Origin of the sequence: Streptomyces sp. NPDC001549 (assembly GCF_042894025.1) — a bacterium.
GTDB classification, from domain to species: Bacteria; Actinomycetota; Actinomycetes; order Streptomycetales; family Streptomycetaceae; genus Streptomyces; species Streptomyces kutzneri.
Genome location: NZ_JBIAVJ010000015.1, coordinates 128,669 through 143,029, shown reverse-complemented (window position 1 = coordinate 143,029; position 14,361 = coordinate 128,669). Strand labels below are relative to the sequence as shown.

The 14,361-nt window shown below is 71.1% G+C and carries 9 protein-coding genes and 1 pseudogene; 6 read left to right on the top strand and 4 right to left on the bottom strand.

Going from position 1 to position 14,361, the window contains the following annotated elements; translation table 11 throughout:
* Nucleotides 1-4 precede the first annotated feature (4 nt).
* On the top strand, nt 5-730 hold the full coding sequence (locus ACFY04_RS24135) for an SDR family NAD(P)-dependent oxidoreductase (RefSeq protein ID WP_389119493.1): 726 nt from the start codon (nt 5-7) through the stop codon (nt 728-730).
* A 4-nt stretch (nt 731-734) separates the two neighbouring features.
* Here ACFY04_RS24135 and ACFY04_RS24130 read toward each other — a convergent pair whose 3' ends face one another.
* Both ACFY04_RS24130 and ACFY04_RS24125 read right to left on the bottom strand, forming a co-directional pair.
* Nucleotides 735-2,039 (bottom strand): cytochrome P450, encoded by a 1,305-nt coding sequence (locus tag ACFY04_RS24130; RefSeq protein WP_389119491.1) that lies wholly within the window; start codon nt 2,037-2,039, stop codon nt 735-737.
* The gene (locus tag ACFY04_RS24125) at nt 2,032-3,195 is read right to left on the bottom strand and encodes a glycine amidinotransferase (protein ID WP_389119490.1); all 1,164 of its coding nucleotides are present in this window, start codon (nt 3,193-3,195) and stop codon (nt 2,032-2,034) included. The genes ACFY04_RS24130 and ACFY04_RS24125 overlap by 8 nt, the downstream gene beginning before the upstream one ends.
* A 620-nt stretch (nt 3,196-3,815) precedes the next feature.
* Here ACFY04_RS24125 and ACFY04_RS24120 point away from each other — a divergent pair.
* Entirely contained in the window at nt 3,816-5,021 is a 1,206-nt protein-coding gene (locus ACFY04_RS24120; RefSeq protein ID WP_389119489.1) for a serine hydrolase domain-containing protein, read from the top strand.
* A gap of 31 nt (nt 5,022-5,052) precedes the next feature.
* On the opposite strand, the gene ACFY04_RS24115 is transcribed toward ACFY04_RS24120, so the two are convergent.
* On the bottom strand, nt 5,053-5,487 hold the full coding sequence (locus tag ACFY04_RS24115) for a hypothetical protein (RefSeq protein ID WP_389119487.1): 435 nt from the start codon (nt 5,485-5,487) through the stop codon (nt 5,053-5,055).
* A 112-nt stretch (nt 5,488-5,599) separates the two neighbouring features.
* On the opposite strand from ACFY04_RS24115, the gene ACFY04_RS24110 reads away from it, so the two are divergent.
* From ACFY04_RS24110 to ACFY04_RS24095, 4 genes are read left to right on the top strand one after another with little or no spacing between them, the layout of a single operon-like run.
* Complete coding sequence (locus ACFY04_RS24110; RefSeq protein WP_389119486.1) at nt 5,600-7,231, top strand: TIGR02677 family protein; 1,632 nt, start codon at nt 5,600-5,602, stop codon at nt 7,229-7,231.
* Nucleotides 7,228-8,577, top strand: a complete 1,350-nt coding sequence (locus ACFY04_RS24105) for a TIGR02678 family protein (RefSeq protein WP_389119484.1) — start codon at nt 7,228-7,230, stop codon at nt 8,575-8,577. The genes ACFY04_RS24110 and ACFY04_RS24105 overlap by 4 nt, the downstream gene beginning before the upstream one ends.
* Complete coding sequence (locus ACFY04_RS24100; protein WP_389119483.1) at nt 8,574-12,806, top strand: TIGR02680 family protein; 4,233 nt, start codon at nt 8,574-8,576, stop codon at nt 12,804-12,806. The genes ACFY04_RS24105 and ACFY04_RS24100 overlap by 4 nt, the downstream gene beginning before the upstream one ends.
* Nucleotides 12,803-14,065 carry a TIGR02679 family protein gene (locus tag ACFY04_RS24095; RefSeq protein ID WP_389119481.1) on the top strand — a complete coding sequence of 421 codons (1,263 nt, stop codon included), beginning with the start codon at nt 12,803-12,805 and terminating at the stop codon, nt 14,063-14,065. The genes ACFY04_RS24100 and ACFY04_RS24095 overlap by 4 nt, the downstream gene beginning before the upstream one ends.
* A gap of 110 nt (nt 14,066-14,175) precedes the next feature.
* Here ACFY04_RS24095 and ACFY04_RS24090 read toward each other — a convergent pair.
* Nucleotides 14,176-14,295 (bottom strand): annotated as a pseudogene (locus tag ACFY04_RS24090) (TetR family transcriptional regulator); the annotation flags it as partial.
* Between the last annotated feature and the right edge of the window lie 66 nt (nt 14,296-14,361).

Sequence of the window (14,361 nt, the reverse complement as noted above, 5' to 3'; positions counted from 1 at the left end):
GCCCATGCGAGACGACGTAGTGTTAGTGACCGGCGGAACAGGCGTCGTCGGCGTCGGCGTGGTCCGCCGACTCGTCAGGTCGGGGCACCGGGTCATGCTCGGGTACTGGTCCAACGGCGCATTCGTGCAACGGCTGTGCGACGAACTCGGCCCGGACCTGTCCACGGTCCGCGTGGATCTCGGCCGGCCGGACGCGGCAGACCGGCTCTTCGCCGAATTGGACTCCCGTGGGGTCGGCGTCCGCTCACTGGTCCATTCCGCCGCACTCGTCGACCACACCCTGCCCGAGGATCTGACAGCGGAGCGCTTCGCTCGGGTGATGGCCGTGAACGTGACCTCGGGCTTCCTGCTCGTCCGTGGGCTCGCCGCACGTGAGGAGTTTCGCTCTGCCGTGCTCCTGTCCTCGGTCGCTGCCGAGTTCACCGGGATGGGGTCCGCGGCGTACGAGGCGTCCAAAGGCGCTGTCGACAGCCTCACCCGGGCACTCGCCGCGCAGTACGCACCGCGGGTACGGGTCAACGCGGTGGCTCCGGGTGTGGTGCGCAGCCACCGCACCGAGTCCGATCCGGAGTTCTCCTCGACAGCGCTCTCGGCGCGCGTGCCGGGCGGCAGGCTCGCCGAACCCGACGACGTCGCGGCGGCGGCCGAGTTCCTGATCGGCGACCAGGCCGGGTACATGACCGGCCAGGTGCTCCGCGTCGACGGCGGCCTGTCGCTCAAGCTGCTGTAGCAGGTCACCGCCGGACCATCCGAATCCGGACGGGTCCGGCCGGCCGGAGATTCAGGGTCGCCTCCAGTGCGGGGCGCGGCCCGACCGGCTCCAGCCGGAATCGCGTCACCACCCGCGCGATCACCAGCGCCATCTGCAGTATGGAGTACTCCTGCGCGACACAGGTGCGGCGCCCGAGACCGAACGGGAGCCACGACGTCGCGCTGCGGGGCGTCGCCGTTCGCAGGAAGCGCTCCGGGGAGAAGGTGTCGGCCTCGGCCCAGGCATCGGGATTCCGATGGATCTGATGAATCTGCAGCAGGACGAGACCGCCCGCCGGAATCCCGACCTCGCCGATCATGTCCGGCTGTGATGCCCGGCGCTGGACCCAGTAGGTCGGCGGGCACAGCCGTAAGGACTCCTTGACGACCGCCCGTAGATAACTCTGCCCGGCCAGCCGTCGGGCGGATCCGCCGTCCAGGTGGCTCAACTCGGCGACCAGCCGCCGCTGGACGTCCGACCGCTCGGACAGCAACCGCAGTGCCCAGGCCAGCGACATCGCAAGTGGCTGGGACCCGAGCAGCATCGCGGCGGCCTCGTCGCGGACGAGTTCGGCACAGTCTCCGCCGTAGTGCGAGCGCAACAGGTCCACGACGTCGCCGCGGGCGGTGGGCACGTTCCGTGAGGCCAGTGCCGTGATCACGTCGTCGATCGCGGCGACGGCTGTGCGCTGGCCGCGCCGTCCTGGGAACGGCACCGCGCGCGGCCACCTCGCGGCGACGACTCCGGGCCACATGTAAGAGGTGATCCGGTCCAGGGCGACGATCAGCGTCTCGGCAGAGCCGGGTTCCGTGCCGAACAGCTGGTGGGTCAGTGAGCGCAGTACCACCTCTTTGACCAACGGCAGCACGTCGGCCTCGCCAACAGGGTCGAGCGGGGCCAAGAGCGTGGCGTCGGTGATCCGGTCCAGCTCCGTCACCGCAGCGTCGAGGTCGCTGTGTGCGAACAGCGGACGCAGAACACGCCGCCTGCAATTCCACGCCTCGTCCTGGACGTCCATCGTCGACAGCGCGCTGCCGGTGAGGGTGAGAACGGACCGGCGGAATCCGGTTGCGCCGCCCTTGTCCGGGTACCGTTCCGCCGCGTCGACAAGGACGTGGCGGGCTCCGTCCGGATGGCACACCACAGTGATCGGTTCGCCGTGCAGGATGATGCGGAAGACGTTCCCGTGGCGGAGCCGCAGGTCGGTCCAGACCTCGGGATCGCGGCGGGCCAAGGCGGCAAGCGCGCCGAGCACGGGGACGCCGCGGAACGTTGCCGTGTCAGTCACGGGTCCAGCTCACGGAGCCGAAGTAGTCCTCCTGGCCGCCGGCCCGGACGGTGTCCAGCGTGAAGCAGTGAAATCCGCCGCCGAACAGTCGCCGGTGGCGGTGCCGGACCGGGATCACGGTGAACCCGGCCCGCTCCAGAACGGTGATGAGCTCAGGGAACAGCGAATTGGCCACGACCGTGTTCTCGTCGAGGGAGAGCACGTTCATGTCGATGTAGGGGCTGGCCACCAGCAGGTCGTCGTCGGCGTAACTTGAATCGACGCGGTCCGAGGGCTCCGGCGCGTACAGGTGATCCCAGTCGCGCAACGGCTTGGGCAATGACTTGGCCACCCCGGGGTTGCGCAGCAGCAGCAAGCCGGGGCGTAGCGGTAACACCAGGCTGTCGATGTGGTTGTCCGCGAACCGGTGCAGCGTATGTATCCGGAACCGGTCGCCGAGATGGCGGCCCAGCCAGGTCGCTGCAAGCCGGTGATTGGCGTTCGCGACATTGACGATGATGTCGCGCCCCAGCCGCACGCACTGCGCGGCGTCGATCATCATCTCGAAGCCGCAATCGAACTCGGAGTCGGTGATGTGGGAAACGTCCTGCATCGCCGGGGTGTTCTTGCCGGACACGTACGACGTGTCGAACGACCGGTCGGTCATGATCGGCCGCGGCATCGTCGCCCACCGCGAGCCTGCGGCGAAATAGTCGTAGAACAGCCGCTTCAGCAGGTCGTTCTCACACAGGCGGGCCCGTACCTGTGGCGCCGTCTCGAGGATCTCGTCGCCGAGGACGATCGCCTGGTCGCGGACGTTGAGCGCGGGAATCATCGACGCCTGCCAGGCGGGGGTGCGGAATTCGACGGGCTCGCGTAGTGCGACCGGACGGTGGACCACCACCCCGGCCGCCGTGAGTGCTGCCGCGAATCCTTCGAGGTCCTCGTTCAGTTCCTCGACGTAGCGCCGGTTCAGGGCGCGCCGGGAGGGCGCCGCGTCGGCTGTGGCGGTGCCGTACGCGGGGTAGTAGAACGACGAGTGCACGACGTCGTGGAAGAAGAGCTTGAACGACAGATCGACATCGTGCGCTTCGTAGGCCAGACCTGACCCCACGATGACTTCACGCAACGGCGACCACTCGTCGAAGCTGTTGGCGCGCTGCACTGGCTGATTCACGCTTGGTTCCTCTGCGGGCTCAGATACTGCTGCGACGAGTTCGATGAACAATCACTGCAACATGCGCGCGCGGCTGCCCAGCGGATCCGGGCCGAGATGAGCCCGGCGGCAGCACCGACCGGGCCACGGACGGCCCGCTCAGCGCGTCTCGACCTGCCCGTCGGCGTGGCGGCGGACGAACTTCTCCTCTTGGATGCGGAATTGCCCGCGGCCATCGCGATACTCCCGCCCCTCACCGGGAAGCGCAACCACGCCGTCGATCGCGCGTCGTTGTCGCAGTCGATCTCGGCCTCGGTCCTCGCGTCACGGGCAGCGACCGCCCAGTGGCAGCAATGCGTGACGTTCCAGGCCCGCGAGCCTGGCTGGCCGAGGGCGGATCCGCCGAGGAAGCACGGGTCCCCGGTGGTGCGCCAGAAGTGCAGCTGGGTCAGGCCGGCGCCGGCAGCACCGTGGCAGACATCGGGGTTGGGCCACTCCACGGATCTCCTCGTGGGCCGATCCCTGATGCGGGGTCAGGGTCCGACCAGGGCCCGGCCAGGGGGATCCCCGACGAGCCGGGCCGGCCTGGCCGGACAGACTCACCTGGACTTGATCATCACGTTCCCAGTGGAGTTTCCCCTATGCGCCGTTCCTCGGCCCTGTCACTGACCGCCGCCCTCGCGTTCGGAATCATCGCCCCCGCGCAGGCCGCCACCGCTGCCTCCGCGCACGCCGGCACCGCCACGGACCTCGACCGTGCCGCCCTGCGCAAGGCGATTTCCGTGGACCCGGCCGACGGTGCCGCCGGTGTCGTGGCCGACGTGCACAAGAACGGACAGAGGTGGCGCGGTACGTCCGGGGACATCAACACCGGCAAGCCCATCAGCCCCGATGCGCACTTCCGCATCGGCAGCATCAGCAAACCGATGGAGGCGGTGATTCTCCTCCAGCTGTCCGCCGAGGGCCGCGTAGACCTGGACCAGAGCATCCAGCACTACCTGCCCGGGCTGCTGCCGGAGAACCGGTTCGCGGAGCCGGTCAGCGTCCGGCAGCTGCTCAACCACACCAGTGGGCTGCCCCAGGACTTCGAGGGCGCCCCGGCCACCTCCGCGGACGAGGCGATCGAGCGCCGCCTCGAGTACCTCACCTTCGACGAGGTCATCGAGCAGACGCTCCGCCCCGCGGGCAGGCCGGCCCCAGGTCCGCGCTTTCACCCGGGTACCCGGCAGGAGTACAACTCCTTCGGCTACCGCGTCGCAGGCAAGCTCATCGAAGAGATCACCAAGCACCCGTATCAGTACGAGGTGACCGCCCGCATCCTGAAGCCGCTGAAGATGCGGGAGACCAGGGCCGCCGTGCCGGGCCGCAGTACCTCCGTGCCTGCGCCCTACCTGCCGGGCTACATGTCCAGGAGCACCGGCGAGCCGGTCGATGTCAACGTGCAGGGCGGGCTGCCCGCCAGCATGACCTCGACCACGGGTGACCTGGACCGCTTCATCTCCGGCCTCTTCGACGGTCGGCTGCTGCGCCCGGAGCAGGCCGCGGAGCTGTTCGCCGTACCGAAGGGCACCGACGGCAAGCCGCTGCCGTACGCCAACGGCTCCAACTGCAACACCGGTCCCGCCAGGGGCACGGCCTGCTTCAGCGTCGGCCTGATGTCCGTGCCGCTGCCCGACGGCTCGGTCCTGTGGGGCAAGACGGGCTCCGATCCGGGATACCGGAGCGGCGTCTTCGCCTCCCCGGACCTCAACCGGCGCGCGGTGTACGCGATCGGCATGTCGTCGTCCCCCGGCAATGGTGCCGAGGCCGTCGCCCAGCGCCTGGCCCTCGCGGCCTTCGGCAAGTAGAGGCACTGCATCGACCGCGTGAACACCGGCACTACCAGATGTGTCCCGCCACCCCATCGTGCCCAGGGTCGGTGCCGATGGCACCGGCCGAGCGAAGCGAACGCCCGAGGTCTCCCGTGAGGATGCGGGGGTGGCGCCGCCACCACCGCAGGTCGGGGCCGGGCAGCCTGTGGAGCCGGCCGAGTGCCTGGCCTTCGTCGTCGATGGTCGCGGCCTTGTACCGCTCGTCCAGGGCTTCGATCCGAGGGGTCCAGAGCTGGATGAGGTGTTCGTCCAGCAGGAGCCACGCCTCGTGCAGCCAGTTCCGGCAGGAGAGGTCGTTGGTGTACGCGTAGATGTCGTCGCCGTAGCCGCGCTCGATGGCGCTCACCAGGGCGGCCCACGCATGCACCGTGTCGGCAAGCGTGAACGCGGTCCGCCAGCCGCGCTGGTGCAACAGTTCTCCCACCTCGGTTTCAGTAGCCACGGGCGTGAGGCTCTCATGCCGAAACCGTCCGGGCGACCGAGATATGTCCCAGCCAGGAGGAGATCGCCGAACTCCCCGCAAGCCGCCCGTATCACTGCGTAACCTCGATGCCATGGGGGCACCTGCACAGAAGTCATTACCGGAGACCGACCGCGACGATACGTGGCAACGGCTGAACGCGTACGCGTACCTCAGTGCGCCGGAGCGGCTGGAGTACGTGGCCGTCATGCGGGTCTTCTGCGGCACCCTCCTTGCCGACCTCGCGGTGCCGGACGTACTGACGAAACTCGCCGAGTCCGCCGGGCCGGCGGTCACCCTCGACGCGGAGACGCTCACCGCCCGGCTGGAGCGACTGGTGCACTGGGGCGCCCTGCTGCGGAGCAGTCACTCGGTGAAGGCGTCGAGCATCACCGAGTACCAGCGGTCCCGGTCCCGCTACCAGTTGTCGAAGCTCGGCGAGCGGATCCAGCGGGACGCCGACGAGGTCCTGGCCGGGGCGGACGCGGCCCGCGAGGTGAGCAGCGAGCTGCTGGCGCTGGTCGAGCGCGGACTGCGCGAACTGAACGAGCTGGTGCAAAGGCCCGAGGGGATAGAGCCGCAGGACGCGCTGGAACGGGTCAGCACCCTGTTCGTCCAGTTCACCGAGTTCGCGGACTCCGTGCGGGACTTCTACGCCTACCTCGGCCAGGTACTGGCGCGCTACGACCTGGACAGCGCCGAGTACCAGGGCTTCAAGGAACTGCTGCTCGACTACGTCGAGGCGATCAGGGAGGACGTGGCCTTCCGCGCTCCTCGCATCGCGTCGGTCCTCGACCTTCTGTGGCCGCACCTCCCCGGCCTCCTGGAGCGCCTCGACGCCCACGCCCGCGGTCTGTCGGGGGTTCCGGGGGCCGGCGGCCGGCCCGAGGGCCGGGTGCAGCGCAGCCGGGGCCGGGAGCAGGCCGACTGGGAGGGGCTGCGCGGCTGGTTCACCGACGTCGACGGGCAGGGAAGCCAGGTCGATCAGCTGCGTGACGCCACCATGCGCGCGCTGCAGTCCTTGCTGACCAACGCCAAGCGGATGCTGCGCTCGGCCTCGGGGGAGATGTCGAGGCGCAAGGACCTCCTCCGGCTCGCCCGGTGGTTCGACGAAGCGTCTCCGGAGGACGCGCACGACATCGCGGCCGCTGCCTTCGGCCTCTACGGCGCCCGCCACCTGGGTGTCCCGCCGGCCTCCGACGAGGCGGTTCCCGCGTACACCAGTTGGTGGAACGGCCCGGTGGTCGAGGTGCCGGTCGCGCTGCGCGAGCGGGGCAGCCGCGCGCAGCGGGGCCGGGCGTCGGCCATGGAGAACCACTCGGCGCAGAAGCGGCACCTTCAGGAGGCCGCCCGTGCACAGGCCGAGGCCAGAAGGGCGGCCGCGGACGAACTGCGCAGCGCTGCGGGTCGCTTCGCGGATGTACGGCTCACCTCGGCGGCCCTCGGACTGCTGCTGGAACTGCTGGCGACGGCGCTGGGGAACGCCCGGCTGCGGCGCACGGAAGCCGGAGAGGTCGGAGGCCTGGACGAGGCACCTGAGTTCGGCCTGGAGTCCGCGCAGAGCGAGGATGCCGAGCTCGGCATCCGGCTCACCGTACGCCGTTCCTCCGGTGCGAAGACGGTGCTGCACTCCGCCGACGGCGACCTCGTACTGGACGACCTGGAGCTGGAGATCGGACGTGCCGCCGGCTCGGACGGACGTGAGGTCGAGGTGAGTGTGTCGTGACGCTTCCCTCGGCACACGACGTGGCCCTGGCCACCGAACGCCGTGCCGCTGGGCGGCTGCTGCTCGCCCGTCCTCTGGTGACGTCGGCCGGCCCGTACGCAGATCTGTTCCCCCTGATACGACGGCACGCCGACTGGCTGGGCAAGCGGTTCCAGCAGGTACTCGGCTACCGGCTCCTGGTCGACACCTCCTACGCCAGGCTGTTCAAGGCCGGATTGGGCGCCGGCGCAGGGCACCGGCTGGAGCGATCCACCGGTGCCGCCTTCACCCCGCGCACCTACTCCTGTCTCGCGCTCGCGCTTTCCGTGCTGGTGACCGCCCCGGAGCAGATGCTGCTGTCCCAGCTGGTCGCCGACATCAGGGCCGCGGCGGCCGACGCAGGAGTGAAGCTGGAGGAAACGGGCCGGGCCGTGGAGAAGCGGACTCTGGTCGCCGCCCTTCGCCAGTTGATCGACTGGGGTGTCCTGACGGAGACCGAAGGCAGTGTGGGCTCGCTCGTGCAGGAGGAAGGCGGCGAGGCTCTGATCACGGTGGACCGGGAGATCGCCCGGATCATCGTTTCGGGCCCGCTCGCACAGAGCCTGGACGGGGCGGACCTGGTGAGGCGGGCTGCCGACCCCGGGTTCGGCGGTCCCCGCACCTATGTGCGCCGGATGCTCGTGGAAACGCCCGTCGTGTACCTGGACGAGCTGACCGATGCCGAGAGGGACTGGCTGAGGACCCGGCAACGCCGCGAGGCCCAGGCCTTCTCCGAGCTCCTGGGTCTGGAGGCCGAGATCCGCGGCGAGGGCGTGGCGCTGGTGGACCCTGAAGACGAGCTGACGGACCTGCAGCTGCCCGGCACCGGAACCGTCGCCCAGGCTTCGCTCCTCCTGGTGGAGCGCCTCGTGGAGCGGCTGCGGCCCGCCGAGCCGGGACACCCGGCGACGGGAGGGCGGCTCGTCATCGGCGTCGCCGTTCCGGACGGCCTGGTGGACGAGCTGCTGGCCGAGCTCATCGCCGAGTACGGGCAGCGCGGCAACTGGCAGCGCGAGCACCTGGAGGATCCCGCCTCGTTGCGGAGGGCGGCTCTGGACCTGCTGAGCCGGATGCGGCTGGTGGCCCCCGCCGGCCCGCTCCGTTCCACCGGCCAGGGGTTGCCCGAGGGGTACGACGACGCGGTTCCGGAGGGCCGCTCCGTGACCGACGTGCTGGGCGCCCGCGCCACAGCCACCGGCACCGGCACCGGCACCGGCACCGGCTGGACACTCCTCGCCGCGGCCGCGCGCTACGCCACCCACGTCACCGAACGCCGGCCCGCCGGAGCGACACCCGGCATCGACATCCAGCAGGAGCTGCCGCTATGACCCCGGGAGCGAACGGCCCCATCCCCCTTCAGCGATCCGTCACCTCGGCCGCCACGCGCTTCCGCCTGCACCGCGCAGGCATCCTCAACGTCTGGCAGTACGACGAACAGGAATTCGACCTCGGCGACGGGCGGCTGCTGCTGCGCGGCAAGAACGGGGCAGGCAAATCCAAGGCCCTGGAGATGCTGCTCCCGTACCTGCTGGACGGTGACTCCCGCGCGCTGGACGCCACGGGTACGGGTCGCACGAGCCTCGTCTGGCTGATGCTGGACGGCTTCGAGCAGACGAACCGCCTCGGATACCTGTGGGTCGAGTTCCGGATGACGACGGAAGACGGGGGTGACCGCTACCTCACCCTCGGGGCGGCCATCCGGGCATCGAAGTCGACGAAGAAGGCCGTGCCGGTCTTCTTCGTCACCCCGCTGCGGGTCGGCGAGGACTTCCGCCTGGTCGAGGCGGGCAGGCCCTTGCCGGTCGATCGCCTCAAGGAGGCCGTCGGCGCGGAGAACGTCACGGACCGTTCCGTCCAGCACCGCTCGCGGGTCGCCCGTGAACTGTTCGGCATCACCGACGCAACGCGGTACCGCAACCTCACTCAGCTCCTCCACCGGCTGCGACGTCCCACCGTCGGGGACCGGATCGAGTCCGGCGGGGTCGCCTCCCTGCTGAGCGAGACGCTGCCGGGGCTCGACGACGACGTGGTGGAGAAGGTGGCGCGCAACCTCCACGACCTCGACGCCGTCCGGGAGGAGCTCGGCCGTTTGGAGCGTACCGACCGGGCCCTTCGCACCTTCCTGGGCGGCTACCGCGGCTATCTGTCCGGAGTGCTGCTCAGGACCGCCGGGAAGGTGGACGAGGAACTGGACGACCTGGCTCAGCGACGCCTGCGGGCCGGGGACGCCGCGAAGCGGACGGGCGCCCTGAAGGGTCGGGAAGCCGAGGCCGAGGCACGTCTGGGCGCGCTGCGCGAGGAGGAGCAGGCCGCCCGGACCGAACTCGACGCCCTGCGCGCGAGCAGCGCGTACCGCAGTCTGGAAGAGCTGTCCGAGCGCCGGACCACGGTCGCCGCGCTGGACACGGCGGCCGGAACGTCCTTCGCCGCGCTCACCAGGGCGCACGACACGGAAGAGGGCGCGGCAGACCGCCTGGCCGAGGGCATCGAGCAGCTGGGCGAACGCCTTGGCGAACTGGGTACGGATCACCGCGAGCTCGTCGTGCAGGCCGAGAAGGCGGGACTCCCCACAGGCCACCTCGGCGAGACGGTCGGCCTGCCCCGGACGGACGTGGCCGGAGCCTCGGCGGCGGAACTCACGGGACCTGACGCAGCGGTCCGTATCGTGCGGCACCAGCGGGTGAGCGCCGTGGACGCCACGGCAGCGGAATCCGCCCTGCGGTCCTGGCAAGGACAGCTGGAGGACGCCGGCACGGTGGTGAAGCACCGGACCCGCAGGGTGCAGGAGGTGGTCGGCCTGGTCGCCCGGGCGGTGGAGACACGGGGGCGGGCTGCTGCTGCGGATGCCGAGCACGAACGGCTCGAAGGGGAGGCGGAGGATGCTGCGGGCCGCCTCGAAGGCCAGCGGGAGAGGGCGGCCGAGGAGAGCGTGGGTTACCTGCGCCAGGTGGAGGCTTGGCTGGAGCGCCTCCGGGCCGTGGCCGGCCCGGACTGCCCTCCGTTGGACGCGGTCCGTGCCACGGTCGCCTGTGAGACCTCGCCGGAGGCCCCGTTCGCCGAGCGGGTGCTGCCGCCCGACGTCGACGGGCAGGCGAAGCGGACCGCCCTGGCGGTGCTGGAGCCGTACGGTGTGCAACTGACCGCACGGCGCGACACCCTCGCGCTGCGCGTCGCCCGGCTCACCGAGGAGCGCGACCTCGTGAGCGGGGAGAAGGAGGAGTGGGAGCGGCGAACCGATCCGGAGCCGCCCGTCCCGTACCACCGCACCGCCGAGCGCGATCCGAGCACGGGGTCGCCCTTCTACCGGCTGGTGGACTTCCATGACGACGTGTCCCCCGCCGACCGGGCGGGGCTGGAGGCGGCGCTCGAAGCGAGCGGGGTCCTGGACGCCTGGGTGACCTCGGACGGAACGCTCCTGGATCCCCTGACGCGAGACGTCCTGCTCGGGCCAGGGGCCGTACCGGCGGACGGACCGACTCTGGCCGCCGCGCTGCGCCCCGCAGCGCAACCGGACACCGGGATCCCGCCCGAACGGGTCCGGCACCTCCTGTCCGCCGTCGCCCTCGCCCCGGCCCGGGAAGTCACGGCCGCCGGCGCGGTGTTCTACGACGGCAGCTGGCGCCTCGGTCCCCTGAGCGGCCGCCATGCCAAGGACGGTGCCGAGTACGTGGGCGCCGCCGTACGAGCAGAGACCCGGCGCCGGAAGATCGCCGAACTGGAACTCCGGTGGGCGCAAGCGGAGGAGCTGCTGTCCGACCACCGGGGACAACTCGACGGGCTCGACACCGTCCGCCGGGACCTGGCATCGGCGGAACGCGACTTCCCCCGGCCGCAGTCCCTCACCCGCGCCTGGCACGAGCTGGACTCCGGGGAGAAGGACCTGCGGAACGTGTCGGCCAGGGCGGCGAAGGCAGCACGCCTGGCGGAAGAGGCACGCGCCCGGGCCGTGGCCGCTCGAAGTGACGCAGAGGCAACCGCGACGGCCCACGACCTCCCCACCGACGCCGACGCCCTGGACCGCGTACGAACCGCCCTCGCCACCCTGCTCGACGGGATCGGACGCATGTGCCGGGCCATCCGCGGCGTGGCCGACGGGCTGGACCGGCACCGGGCCGATCACACCAGATACGCACGTGCCCACGGCGACCGCCTGGAGGCAGCGGAAGGCTACGGCCTGCGACTCGGTGAACTGCGCAGGGCCCAGCAGGACCTCCGCACCCGCGAGGAAGCCATCGGCTCCTCCGAGGAGGAGATCCTCGCCCGCGAAGAGGAGACCAGGCAGCGCGTCGCGGCCGCCGCCCAGGCGCTGCCGGGGGCCCGGCGGGGACACGACGACCTCCGCGACCAGAGGATCCGCGCGGAGGAGGACGAGAAGCGAAGTCGCGAACTGCTGCTGGAACAGCAGACGGCCGTCATCACCGCCGGAAGCACCCTGCGCGGTGCGGTCGGTCGTCCGGAGGTGATCCGTGGCGCCGGACTGGACCGTTCCGCTCTGCCCGCACTGCTGTTGGACGACCCCGGCACGGACGTCCGTGACCGCATCCGGTCCCTGCGCGAGCTGGCCGACGCGGTGCGGGGCGGTCTCGGCCGGTCGGGGAAGGAGGTCTCGGACAGCACACTCCTCAACGGGCACACGGCTCTGCGCGACCAGTTGGCCGGCGGGTACGACGCGCAGCTCGAGGAACTCGCCGGGATCAAGATCTGCCGTCTGGTCGATGACCACGGCCCGCACGACGTCGCCGTCGTAGGAGAACGCATCGCCGACCGGGCCGCCGAAGCCCGCGGTCGGCTCACCGAGCGTGAGAGCGAGGTCTTCCAGCGCTTCCTCGCCGGCGAACTCGGTGACCACCTGTCCACGCAGGTCGTCACCGCTGCCAACCTCGTCTCCGCCCTGAACGACACGCTCAGGACCGTACGGACCTCGCACGGGCTCGGCGTGGAACTGCAGTGGAAGCTGGACGACGACGTCGACGCGGACGTGCGGGCGGCCGTCGATCTGCTGCGCAGTCCTTCGATCCTGCGCACCCGTGAGCAGGGCGAGCAGCTGCGCGAGGTGCTGCAGCGCCGGATCGAGGAGGCCCGCCGGACCGATCCGTCAGCGGGGTACGCCGCCCACCTGCGCACCGCGCTGGACTACCGCGACTGGTTCCGCTTCCATACCTTCGTGGTCGAGGACGCGGCCCCCGGCCGCAGGCGCAGGCTCACCGGACGCACCGGACTCAGCCAGGGCGAACAGCGCGTGCTTTCCTACCTCGTGCTCTTCGCCGCGGCCGCCGCCCACTTCACGACCCTCGGCGAGTCCGCACCGCACGCTCCCCGGCTGATCCTCCTGGACGACGCCTTCGCCAAGGTCGACGAACCCACCCACGGCCGGCTCGGCCGCATCCTCGTCGACCTCGACCTCGACTTCGTCCTCACCAGCGAGAGGCTCATGGGCAATTGGCCCGAGGTGCCCTCCCTGCACATCTACGAGTGCCTCCGCGACCCGCACGCCCGCGGGGTGGCCACCTTGCACTACACCTGGAACGGCCGGCACCGGCGCCTGATGTCCGTATGAGCCGGCTCCCCGCCGCCACCCGTGACTGGCTGGCCGGTCCGGGGCTCGTTCGGCTCTGGGAATCGGCGCGCAAGCGCCTGGAGGGCAACGGCCTCCGGGCCACCGGCTCGGTGCGGCTGTCCGGACTGGCAGTACAGGAGAGGAACGACCTGTCGCTCCTGCTCGGCAAGCCGGTCACGGGGGCCACCGCCACGGTGCAGCTCGACTCGCTCGACACCCGGCTGCGGTCCTCGGCCGCCGGCCTCGGTCTCGGGGACGTACTCCAGGAACTCGGACCGGCGCTCACCGACCGCCGCGCCGCCCGGACGGAGGCCCGGGCGCGGCGTGATCAGGTGTGGTCCTCGCTCGCCGCGTCCCTGGAGGGCAGCCGGCTCACCGACGAGGACTGGGCCCGGCGCTGGTACGACGGGCTGCGCCGCACGGGCGTACCGACCGGTGTGACACCCGCAGCAGCCGTCCGTACCCTCCAGCAGGCGGTCCACGTCCTCACCCTGCTCTTCGGTCCCGGGCGGGCCGGCGCGTGGGGGCGGGGCGATCTCGCCGCCGAAGCAACCGGATCGGCCCACGGCCTGGACGACGGGACCTGGCTCGCGCGCCTCGTCCAACGGGGCATCGCCCTCGCCCACGACACCGAGCTCCCCGACGACGCGGCCGGACGCCGCGCCGTGTGGCGGCTCGCATCCGTCACGCCGGACGAGGTCTCCAGCACCGTGCTCGCCTACGGCCTGCGCCCCGACGGCGGAAGCTGGCGGGAACGCTCCCTGCACGAACGAGCGGTCCACCACGTGGAAACCCACCTCACCCTGCGCGACCTGCGCGCCCTGCGGCTCTCGCTGCAGGCCGGCACCCTCATCCGCATCTGCGAGAACCCGCGCGTGGTGGAGGCCGCGGCCGACACTGCCTGCTCACAGCCTCTGGTGTGCACCTCGGGGAGCGCCGCGACCGTGGTCCTCACCCTCCTCGACGCCCTCGCCGCCACCGGCTGCCGCTTCGCCTACCACGGCGACTTCGACTGGCCGGGCATAGCCCTGGCCAACCGCGTGGTCCACCGCTACGGGGCCGAGCCATGGCGGATGGGCGCCGAAGACTACGAACAGCTCGCCGCACGCACCCAAGCCCGGAACATCCCACAGCACCCGCTCACCGGCCCGCCGACCACCGCGGACTGGGATCCGGGCCTCGCCCCGGCCATGGCCGCGCTCGGCATGGCCCTCCACGAGGAAGCCACACTCGACCTGCTCGTGGCGGACCTGGCGTGAACACCGTGCCTGCCGCGCCGCGGCGGCACCAAAGTCCCGGGGGCGGACGCACGGCCGGGTGAGGTGTGCGTGCTGCTCGCGCGGCGGCTGCGCGGCCGGATCAGATCCAGCTTGTCCTTGACGTACCAGTAGAGCGAAGCCGCCTGGATGCCCGGCTCGTCCGCGAGCTTGCGCAGGGTGAGCGAGTCGAGGCCCTCCCGCTCGATGACCTGGAAGGCGGCCTCGGCCACGCTCTCAAGCGTCAGCGGGGCGCGGGACGTTCGCGTCGCCGGCGCTTCTCGGGATCCGAACACTAC

Excerpts from the sequence above, each read along its gene's own strand:
- ACFY04_RS24135 (WP_389119493.1), top strand. The coding sequence starts at position 5 with ATGCGAGACGACGTAGTGTTAGTGACCGGCGGAACAGGCGTCGTCGGC.
- ACFY04_RS24120 (WP_389119489.1), top strand. The coding sequence starts at position 3,816 with ATGCGCCGTTCCTCGGCCCTGTCACTGACCGCCGCCCTCGCGTTCGGA.
- ACFY04_RS24095 (WP_389119481.1), top strand. The coding sequence starts at position 12,803 with ATGAGCCGGCTCCCCGCCGCCACCCGTGACTGGCTGGCCGGTCCGGGG.
- ACFY04_RS24110 (WP_389119486.1), top strand. The coding sequence starts at position 5,600 with ATGGGGGCACCTGCACAGAAGTCATTACCGGAGACCGACCGCGACGAT.
- ACFY04_RS24100 (WP_389119483.1), top strand. The coding sequence starts at position 8,574 with ATGACCCCGGGAGCGAACGGCCCCATCCCCCTTCAGCGATCCGTCACC.